The organism is Frankia sp. RB5 (assembly GCF_059816245.1).
Genome location: NZ_JCBATA010000115.1, coordinates 1 through 8,693 on the forward strand (window position 1 = coordinate 1; position 8,693 = coordinate 8,693).

8 protein-coding genes and 2 pseudogenes are annotated in these 8,693 nt (G+C 70.7%); 2 read left to right on the forward strand and 8 right to left on the reverse strand.

The genetic code is table 11. The features are described from left to right. Positions 1 to 129 precede the first annotated feature (129 nt). The gene (locus tag AC6EXY_RS32545; protein WP_165818390.1) at positions 130 to 1,284 is read right to left on the reverse strand and encodes an acyl-CoA dehydrogenase family protein; all 1,155 of its coding nucleotides are present in this window, start codon (positions 1,282 to 1,284) and stop codon (positions 130 to 132) included. Then, positions 1,274 to 2,221 carry an isocitrate lyase/PEP mutase family protein gene (locus tag AC6EXY_RS32550; RefSeq protein WP_101832052.1) on the reverse strand — a complete coding sequence of 316 codons (948 nt, stop codon included), beginning with the start codon at positions 2,219 to 2,221 and terminating at the stop codon, positions 1,274 to 1,276. Before AC6EXY_RS32550 ends, AC6EXY_RS32545 begins: the two co-directional genes overlap by 11 nt. 96 nt (positions 2,222 to 2,317) lie before the next feature. On the opposite strand from AC6EXY_RS32550, the gene AC6EXY_RS32555 reads away from it, so the two are divergent. Next, on the forward strand, positions 2,318 to 3,505 hold the full coding sequence (locus AC6EXY_RS32555; RefSeq protein WP_499818934.1) for an RNA-guided endonuclease InsQ/TnpB family protein: 1,188 nt from the start codon (positions 2,318 to 2,320) through the stop codon (positions 3,503 to 3,505). Positions 3,506 to 3,541: 36 nt separating this feature from the next. On the opposite strand, the gene AC6EXY_RS32560 is transcribed toward AC6EXY_RS32555, so the two are convergent. Genes AC6EXY_RS32560 through AC6EXY_RS32570 form a run of 3 tightly spaced genes read right to left on the reverse strand, consistent with a single transcriptional unit; the run spans position 3,542 to position 6,232 of the window. Next, positions 3,542 to 4,378 (reverse strand): aspartate/glutamate racemase family protein, encoded by an 837-nt coding sequence (locus AC6EXY_RS32560; RefSeq protein ID WP_133150674.1) that lies wholly within the window; start codon positions 4,376 to 4,378, stop codon positions 3,542 to 3,544. Positions 4,379 to 4,437: 59 nt separating this feature from the next. Continuing rightward, entirely contained in the window at positions 4,438 to 5,433 is a 996-nt protein-coding gene (locus AC6EXY_RS32565) for a TauD/TfdA dioxygenase family protein (protein WP_101832049.1), read from the reverse strand. 49 nt (positions 5,434 to 5,482) lie between these two features. Then, the gene (locus AC6EXY_RS32570) at positions 5,483 to 6,232 is read right to left on the reverse strand and encodes an SDR family NAD(P)-dependent oxidoreductase (protein ID WP_101832048.1); all 750 of its coding nucleotides are present in this window, start codon (positions 6,230 to 6,232) and stop codon (positions 5,483 to 5,485) included. Between the two features lie 98 nt (positions 6,233 to 6,330). On the opposite strand from AC6EXY_RS32570, the pseudogene AC6EXY_RS32575 reads away from it, so the two are divergent. Beyond that, positions 6,331 to 7,104, forward strand: a pseudogene (locus AC6EXY_RS32575) (hypothetical protein); the annotation flags it as partial. Here AC6EXY_RS32575 and AC6EXY_RS32580 read toward each other — a convergent pair. The 3 genes and pseudogenes from AC6EXY_RS32580 to AC6EXY_RS32590 form a co-directional block, all read right to left on the reverse strand. After that, complete coding sequence (locus tag AC6EXY_RS32580; protein WP_101832047.1) at positions 6,996 to 7,544, reverse strand: NUDIX hydrolase; 549 nt, start codon at positions 7,542 to 7,544, stop codon at positions 6,996 to 6,998. The pseudogene AC6EXY_RS32575 and the gene AC6EXY_RS32580 overlap by 109 nt on opposite strands. 9 nt (positions 7,545 to 7,553) lie before the next feature. After that, positions 7,554 to 8,294: an adenosylhomocysteinase gene (locus tag AC6EXY_RS32585; protein WP_499818933.1), complete on the reverse strand. Its 741-nt coding sequence runs from the start codon at positions 8,292 to 8,294 to the stop codon at positions 7,554 to 7,556. Between the two features lie 104 nt (positions 8,295 to 8,398). Continuing rightward, positions 8,399 to 8,584 (reverse strand): annotated as a pseudogene (locus tag AC6EXY_RS32590) (IS66 family transposase); the annotation flags it as partial. Positions 8,585 to 8,693: the final 109 nt, after the last annotated feature.

Consider the following 8,693-nt stretch of genomic DNA (forward strand, 5'->3'; position numbering starts at 1 on the left):
CCAGCGGTGCGGGCACGCCGCGCACGCCGACGTGAACGCGGCGGTCAACATCTTGAGGGCCGGGCTGGCCCTTCGGGCCGCGCAAGTCGCCTGAGAAGCCGGCGGCTTCAGCCGTCGGAGTAGTCACCGTCAGACCTCGGTCTCTCGGCCGAGGATGCCCCGGGCGATCGTGTTCTTCTGGATCTCGCTGGTGCCCTCGTAGATCGTCGCCACCCGCACGTCGCGCAGGAAGCGCTCGACGGGATGCTCGGCGAGGTAGCCCGCGCCGCCGAGCAGCTGCACCGCCGTCGAGACGACCTCGACGGCGACCTCGGTGGCGAAGTACTTGGCCATCGACGACATCTGCACGACCTGCGCCGAGGGCGCGCCGGCGTCGATGAGCTCGGCGGCGCCGTAGACCATCCGCCGGGCCGCCTCGAGCTTCGTCGCCGCGTCGGCGATCATCCAGCGCAGGCCCTGGTGGCGGGCGAGGCCGCGTCCGCCCTGCTCGCGCTCGCGGACGAACCGGATGGCGTAGTCGAGCGCGCCGCGGGCGCCGCCGAGCGCGATCGCCGCCATCGCCGGCCGGTTGATCTGCAGCCCGTGCAGCGAGGCGGCGAGCCCGCCCCCCTCGCCGCCGAGCAGGTTCTCGTGCGGCACCCGCAGGTCGACCAGGCGCAGGTCGACGTTGGGCAGCCCGCGCTGGCCCATCTTGACGTTGTGCCGGTCCTCGACGAACCCGGGCGCCGAGGTCTCGACGACGAACGTCGACAGCCCGCGCCCGCCCGGCACGCCCCCCGTGCGGGCGACGATCATCGCGAAGCGGGCCACCTTGCCCCAGGTGATGTATGACTTCGCGCCGTTGATGACCCACTCGTCGCCGTCGCGCACCGCGGTGGTGGTGATGCGCCGCGGGTCGGAGCCGCCCTCGGGCTCGGTGAACGCGAGCAGGCTCACGCCGCCCTCGGCGAGCTGGGGGAGCAGGCGGTTCTTCTGCTCCTCGGTGCCGTAGCCGAGCACCGGCATCACCATGTTGTTGTTCTGGCCGGCGAGCGTCGCCATCGCCATCGAGCCCGCCGCCGCGACCTCCTCGCGGGCGATGCAGACAGCGGTGATGCCCGCGCCGGGCCCGCCGTACTCGCTGGGGACCGCGAGCTGCACCAGGCCGCCCGCAGCCATCGAGCGGTGCAGGTCGTGCGGGAACGCGTCGGTGCGGTCGAGCCTCTCCGCGATCGGGGTGATCTCCTTGGCGGCGAAGTCCCGCACCGTCTCGCGGAACAGCGCCTTCTCGTCGTCAGAGAGCATGGCTGGCCTCCGGCCGCGCGCCGTCGGGGGTGACGTCGGGGCTGACGTCCGGGCTGGCATCGGGGCTGACGCGGTAACGCTGCTCCAGGGCGTCGTAGGCCGGCTTGTTCACCAGCGTCTGCCGCTCGGACCAGCCGATCATCGCGTCCAGGACATGGCGGGACTCGCCGTGCTCGCGCAGCGAGGCGAGGACGAGCTGCGCCCCGCGCATCGCCCCGCGCATCGCCGCGTTGGCGTAGAGCACGAGCGAGTAGCCGAGCGCCCCGAGTTCGTCGGCGGGGATCATCGGGGTCCTGCCGCCCTCGACGATGTTGAGCAGCAGCGGGCCCGGCAGCTCCCGGGCGACCCGCTCGATCTCCGCGCGATCGCGGGGCGCCTCGACGAACAGCACGTCGGCGCCGGCCTCCTTGTAGCGCAGCGCCCGCTCGATCGCCTCGTCCAGCCCGTCGGTGGCCCGGGCGTCGGTGCGGCCGATGATGATCAGGTTCTCGTCGGTGCGGGCGTCGACGGCGGCGTGCAGGCGCGCCACCATGTCCGCCGCGGACACCACCTCCTTGCCCTCGAAGTGACCGCAGCGCTTGGGGAACACCTGGTCCTCGAGCTGCAGGGCGCTCGCGCCGCGCCGTTCGAGCAGCTTCACCGTGCGGTGGACGTTCAGCGGGCCGCCGAAGCCGGTGTCGGCGTCGACGACGAGCGGGATGTCGACGGCCTCGCGGATACGTTCCGTCTGCTCGGCGATCTCGGTGAGCGAGACCAGGCCGACGTCGGGCACGCCGAGTTCCACGTTCGCGAAGCCCGCGCCGCTGAGGTAGACGGCGGGGAACCCCGCCTGCTCGACGAGCCGGGCGGTCAGCGCGTCCGGGGCGCCGGGCACGATCGCCGCCCCCGGCGCGTCGAGCAGGGCGCGCAGCCGCGCCCGATGGTCCGCACCGCTCATCGGGTGTTCACCGTGGATACCACGGCCTTCAGGCCGGGGAGGAAACGGTGCCTCATGCTGGAACGCATGCGCGAATCCCTTCGGTAAAATGGGAGCGTGTCCCGCTACCGGCTCTACCCGGCGGTCGAACAGATCGCCGGACTGGCCGAGCATTGCGGGCATGCACGTTTCGTGTGGAATCTGGCGGTCGAGCAGCAGGGATGGTGGAGCCCCTACCGGGGCAAGGCGCCGAACCATCTGGAACGCTGCCGGCAGCTCACAGAAGTGCGGGCGGAATTCGACTGGCTGCGAGCCGGCTCGCAAACCGTGCAACAGCAGGCGCTGCGCGACTTCGATCAGGCCTTGCGGAACTTCTTCGGCGGTTCGCACCGGAAGCCCGGTTTCCGAAAGCACGGCCAGTCCGAAGGCTTCCAGATCGTCGGCAGGATGGCGAAGGTCGAGAAGCTGAGCCGGAAATGGTCCCGGTGCTGGGTGCCGAAAGTCGGCTGGGTGAAGTTCCGCCTGTCGCGCCCCGTACCCGATTTCAAGTCGTATCGGATCACGCGGGATCGTGCGGGCCGCTGGCATGTCGCGTTCGCCGTCGCACCCAACCCGGTCGAAGCCCCGGGTACGGGCGAGATCGTCGGTATGGACCGCGGCGTAAAGATATCCGCCGCGCTGTCCACCGGGGAGCTGCTGCGATGCCCCGGCCTGCGGCCGGCCGAGGCCGCCCGGCTCCGCCGGCTGCAACGCCGTCTCGCCCGGGCCCGGCGGGGCAGCAACCGGCGCGGCCGGGTGAAGGCACAGATCGCCCTGCTCCGCGCCCGCGAGGCCGACCGGCGGAAGGACTGGGCGGAGAAAACCAGCACCGATCTCGCCCGACGCTATGACCTGATCCGCGTCGAGGACCTGAACATCCGGGGCATGACCCGCTCCGCCCGTGGCACCGTCGAAGCCCCGGGCCGAAACGTGCGGCAGAAAGCCGGCCTGAACCGGGGGATCCTCGCCAACGGCTGGGGATTGCTGGTTCAGCGCCTGGAGCAGAAAGCCTCCGGCCGGGTTGAGAAGATCCCGGCCGCCTTCACGTCTCAGCGTTGTTCGGCCTGCGGGCATGTGGCACCCGGGAACCGCGAGAGCCAAGCGGTATTCCGGTGTGCGGCCTGCGGGCACACGGCCAACGCTGACGTGAACGCGGCATGTAATATCGCGGCCGGACGGGCCGTGACTGCGCGGGGAGGCGCCGGGTTGCCGGTGCCCGCGAACCGTGAACCTCAACACCGCGCACCTCCCATGGTGGGTGTGTAGGAGTTGGAATCTCCCGCGTTCACGCGGGGGAGGACGTCAACGTGTGCCTCCCCGTGCCTCGCCGACGGCGTTCTCGATCTCGGCCACCCAGTCCGCGGGCGGTGTCGCGTAGGTGGACACCCGGCTGGTACCCAGCCCGCCCGCGCGGCGCAGGTGGACCAGCATGGTGGTGTACGCCAGGGTCACGCCGAGCCCATCCAGGACGGGCAGCCCCGCGAGTGTCGTGACGCGCCGTGACCACAGCAGCTCGTTGAGGGCGCCCTCGGCGGGGATCAGGATCTCGGCGCCGGCGGCGGCCGCCTCGCGCCCCACCGCCTCCAGGCTCTCGGCGAACGCGCCGAGCGTCGGCTCGGACATCAGCCGCACCAGGATGTCCTCGGCGACCGGCGGGTTCAGCGGATGGATGCCGCTGACCCGGGACGACACGCCGAACCCGTCGACGAGCTCGCGCAGCCGCCCGACGCCGCCGGGCCCCAGGCTGATCAGCGCGGCGCGCCCGGCCAGCGTCCCGGCGACGGCGAGCGCGCTCTCCGGCATCGACGCGATGGGGATGTCGACCATCGAGCGGCATTCCCGCAGGTAGGGATCACCGAAGGTGGCCAGCGCCACGGCGTCGTAGCCCTCGGCCTGCGCCTGCCGGCACAGGTCGATCGCCTGGGTCTGGATCACCTGCCTGAGGTAGGGGTAGCGCAGCACGTGCGCGGGCGCCCGCCCGCCGTACGACGTCGCCGAGATCCCGTGCACGTCGACGGTGACACCGGCAGGTGCCACCGCCGCGATGTGCGTCGCGAGCAGGTCCTGGTAGGGGCCGAACTCGGCGAGCGTCGCCATCGACTGGTGCCAGATCCGCACCGGCGCGTCCACGGCGCTCATGGCGCCGGTCGTCCCGGTCGTGCCGCGTGTGCCGGTCGTGTCGTTCCCGTTCGCCTCGCTCATCCGGCGGCCGCCGCGGATCCCACGGGCGTGCTCTCGACGGCGGGGATGGTCTGCATGAACGGGGCGATGGCGGCCCGCTCCTCCTCTCGGCTGAGCCCGATCGGGTTCGGTGCCCGCTCGCCGTAGCGGGGGGTCGGAACCTCGCCCTCGGCGGAGACGTGCCACATCGTGCGCCCCTCACTGTCCGGCCAGCCGTCGCGGCTGTGCGCGAGGGCCGCGTTGTCCCAGATGACGACGTCGTCGGGCTCCAGCGGCACGCTGATCCGGTGCGGGCTCGCCTCGGTGTGGTCCCACAGCTCGTCGAGCAGCGCCCGGCTGTCCTTCTCGGTCCAGCCGACGACGAGGCTGTCGCGGCGCACCGGCAGGTAGAGGATCGGCAGGTTCGTCGGCAGGTGGCGGCGGACCAGCGGGTGGATGCGCCCGACCCGGCGGTCCTCGACCGGGCGCGACGGCGCGTTGCGGGCGATGTCGACCTCGATCTGGCGGGGGAACATGTGGTGCATGACCCGCAGCGTGCGGATGCGCTCCTTCGTCGCCTCCGGCAGCGACGCGTACACCTTGATCATGTCGAGGAAACGGGTCGCGGGCGCCGGGGTGGGGGCGCGCCGGCAGTAGAAGGCGATGTGGCTCGGTGGCACCTCCCAGGTGGTGCTGTCGGTGTGCCAGACCTGGGCGGAGTTGTTGCCGTCGCCGAGCGCGCGGCCCGTCTCGGGGTCGTTCTCGTTCGAGATGACCTTGATCATCGGGTGGCCCGGGATGTGCAGGGCGTTCCCACCGGCCCGGCGGATGTCCAGCAGCGGGCCGAAGTACTCGGTGACGGTGGTCAGCGTCTTCGGTGAGATCCGCTGGTCGCGCAGGCGGACGGCGCGGTGCTCGTCGAGGGCCGCGCGCAGCTGGACGAGGAAGCCGTGGTCGTAGGCGGCCTTCTCCAGGTCCACGCCGGTGATGTCGACGCCGAACTCGGCGTCCAGGGAGGTGATGGTGATGGTCATGGCATCCTTCCCCGCTGCTGGGATCGGTCGGAGCGTGGCCGCGGTGCGCTCATCGCAGCCGGCCGCCCGCGACCGTCAGAACCTCGCCGGTGATGAAGCCCGACTGCGCGGCGGCGAGGTAGAGCACCGCGTCGGAGACGTCGGCGAGCTGCCCGGAGCGCGCGGTCGGCGTCAGCTCCATGGCGCGTGCGTGCAGCTGCTCGTAGTAGCGCAGCGAGCGGACGCGCTCGGTCTCGATGTAGCCGGGAGCGATGGCGTTCGAGGTGATGCCGGACGACGCGAGCTCCAGGGCGAGCGCGGAGCTGAAACCGACCAGCCCGGCCTTGGCGGCGGAGTAGTTGGACTTGTTGCGGTCGCCGAGGCGGGCCCGCGACGAGATGTTGATGATCCGGCCGTACTCGCGGGCGAGCATGTGCGGTACCGCCGCCCGCGTGACGTGGAACGGCCCGGTGAGGCAGACGTCGAGGACCAGCTGCCACTCCTCGTCGGTCATCGACGCGATCGGGGCGTCGCGGGACAGCCCGGCGCAGTTGACGAGGATCTCGAGGGAGCCGTGGCGCTCGACGACGCCGTCGATGATCCGGCGGATCTCGGCGTCGTCCCGGACGTCGGCCACCGCCGCCTCGGCGCGCAGGCCGTCGCCCCGGAGCCTGCCGGCGAGGGTGTCCGCCGACTCCCGGTCCTGATCGAGCACCACGACGTGGGCGCCCTCGGCGGCCAGCGCGGCACAGATGCCCGCCCCGAGCCCCCGACCACCACCCGTCACCACCGCGACGTGTCCGGCGATCCCCAGCTCCATGACCGGCCTCCTAACCGTCCTATCATTGCTATGATAGGTTTGTTGGCGCGTCAAGAGGGTGGTAGACCCGGTGGCCTGCACCGCGACGGCGTGAAGCCCGGTTGGGCGCGAACTCGCGGAACTCCTCGAGACCGCCGTCGTCTGATGGGTTGGCGCCTGCGCAGCATGCCGGGCATCGTGCCGCGCGGGTCGGGGATGAACTCCCAGTCCTCGCCGTCGACGGTCATGGAGGTCGTCCACGAAGGCGTCGGGTTGCTCGCAGGCGGCGAAGTGGCCGCCGGCCGGGTGGTACGACCACAGCCGCAGGTCGCTGTCGCGTTCCACCGAGCGGCGCGGGACGTAGAACACCTCGCCGGGGAACAGTCCGACGCCGGTGGGTACGGGGACGAGCGGGCCGTTCCCGGTCACGGGGGGGCACCGGGTCGCGGGCGGTGTGGAAGTACAGCCGGCCGGCCGAGGGCCAGGTGAGATCCACTTCCCGTGGAGTGCGGCGGTCCCGCAATGCAGAGAGCCCCGAACCGGCAGCCGGGGGGTGTGGCTACCAGTCCGGGCCGGTCCCGGTCGCCGGCACCGTTGCCGGTCGTTGGTCGAGCGTGGGCGACAGGTCCTATCCGCCTCAGTGGACGACGGTCGGGGAGAGCCTGGCGGGCGGTCGGGATGTGCTCCAGTCCCGCCCGGCCTTGTCGCCGGCTGGTTGCATCGCCGGCGGCGGGTCCTCTCGCCGGCGGTGTCCCTGGTCAGCCTCGAAGCGGTTAGCCGTCTGTCACGCGTCGTGGAGAACGGCTGTGACCTTGTCGCGGAGCCGTCCAGTGAGTTCCGATGCCGGAACCCAGCGGTGGGCGGTCACTTCTTCCAGCTGGAGATCAATGTGACCGCCCGGACCCGGGGTCTTCGTTTCCAGGAGAAAGCGAAAGTCGTAGTGGGTGTGGGCGGGTTCACCCTTCGCGGGGTTTTCGGGGATGTCGTGCGCGTCGATGTCGATCGGGTACCCCGTCATGGGACTGACGGCCGACGCGGGGATCCCGGTCTCCTCGGAGAGCTCCCGGACAGCGGCATCCTGCAACGTGCGGTCGTCGGCTTCGACGTGTCCCCCCGGCAGCAGCCAGCGATCGAGACTCCTGTGTCGGATCTGGAGCACTCGCCGGTGCTCTCCCACGGCAATCGCACCGCAGGTGACGTGTCCCGGGACGGTGCGGCGAGACGCGACCGGCGCCGTGCCCGCAGCGAGGTCGAGCAGGGGTTCGAGCCCGCCGCGTTCCTCGGGGTGGACATCGAGATACTGCCGAACCGCGGCCAGGACGTGTTCGTTCACCGAGGATCCTCACTCGTCGTTGAAGGTGCGGAGCCATGCCCGCGCGATGCTCTCACGGACCCGATGGGGGACCTGGTGCAGACCCGGTTCCGCCAGCCGGCCCGAGGCCAGCATCGCCAGTGCAGCCAGAATCTCGCCCTGAACGAGGTAGATGAAAGGACCGACAGCGGCACCGTGGACGAAGTTGACGGCGTTACCGTCATTGAGGAGGTAGAAGTAGTGACCGGTCCTCGACAGCCGTGTCACATGGGGGCCGAGTCGGCGTTGCTGGTAGGAGCGCATCACCGTTTCGAGGTCGAGCTCATCGTCGGACGAGGTGACCGACGCCAGGTAGGACCCCGACCGGAGCGCACTGAAGTCGTCGCCGGTCAGGGCCCGGCTGCCCGTCGCGCACACGACGATGTTCGCCCGCGCCAGCGCTTCGGATTTCGACCTGCTCACCGCGAACCCGTGCGACATCGCTTCGACCGCCCGAACGGGATCGGTCTCGAACACCGTCGTGCGCACCGACTTCACCCGGAGGGTGTTCGCGACGCTGCGGCCGATCTTACCGTAGCCGATGACACACGTCTCGCCGCCGTCCAGGATGTTCCCGTGGGCGCGCAGCAGCGATTCCGCGGAGAAGACTACCGACTGCCCGACAAGGTAGTCCTCGGGGAGCTTCAGCGGGCTTCGAGCCACCGAAACGACCGGACATGGTGGCTTCCCGCCTGCCAGGTATTTCTGGTAGCCGTTTTCGGTGTCCTCCACGATACCGAGAATGCGGCCACTGAAGCGCTGGCAGAGTTGCGGAAGAGCCGGAGCGAAGTACGGTAGCGCACGGGTAACTGGTCAGGTACCGCTTTGATCTTTGGTTAGGTGGTTGTGGGCATCCAGGGGCGGCCCTCGGCGAGTTGGACGAGGGCGGGGAACTGGGGGATGCCGTGTTTGGTGGCGGTGGACAGGTAGCTGCGGATCGCGCAGAACTGTCTGGCTCCGGTGAGGGTGCGTAGGCAGCCGGAGACTTTCTGCCGCAGTTTGATCATGCGGATGTCGCGGTCGGGTAGCCCCGGCGCCTTGCAGCGCCGGGGCCCCCTCAGAACCGTGCGTGCCACTCGTCGCGGCACACGGCTCAAGCAAGCCCCGCAGGGCGTCTCGAGTTCTGGCTTG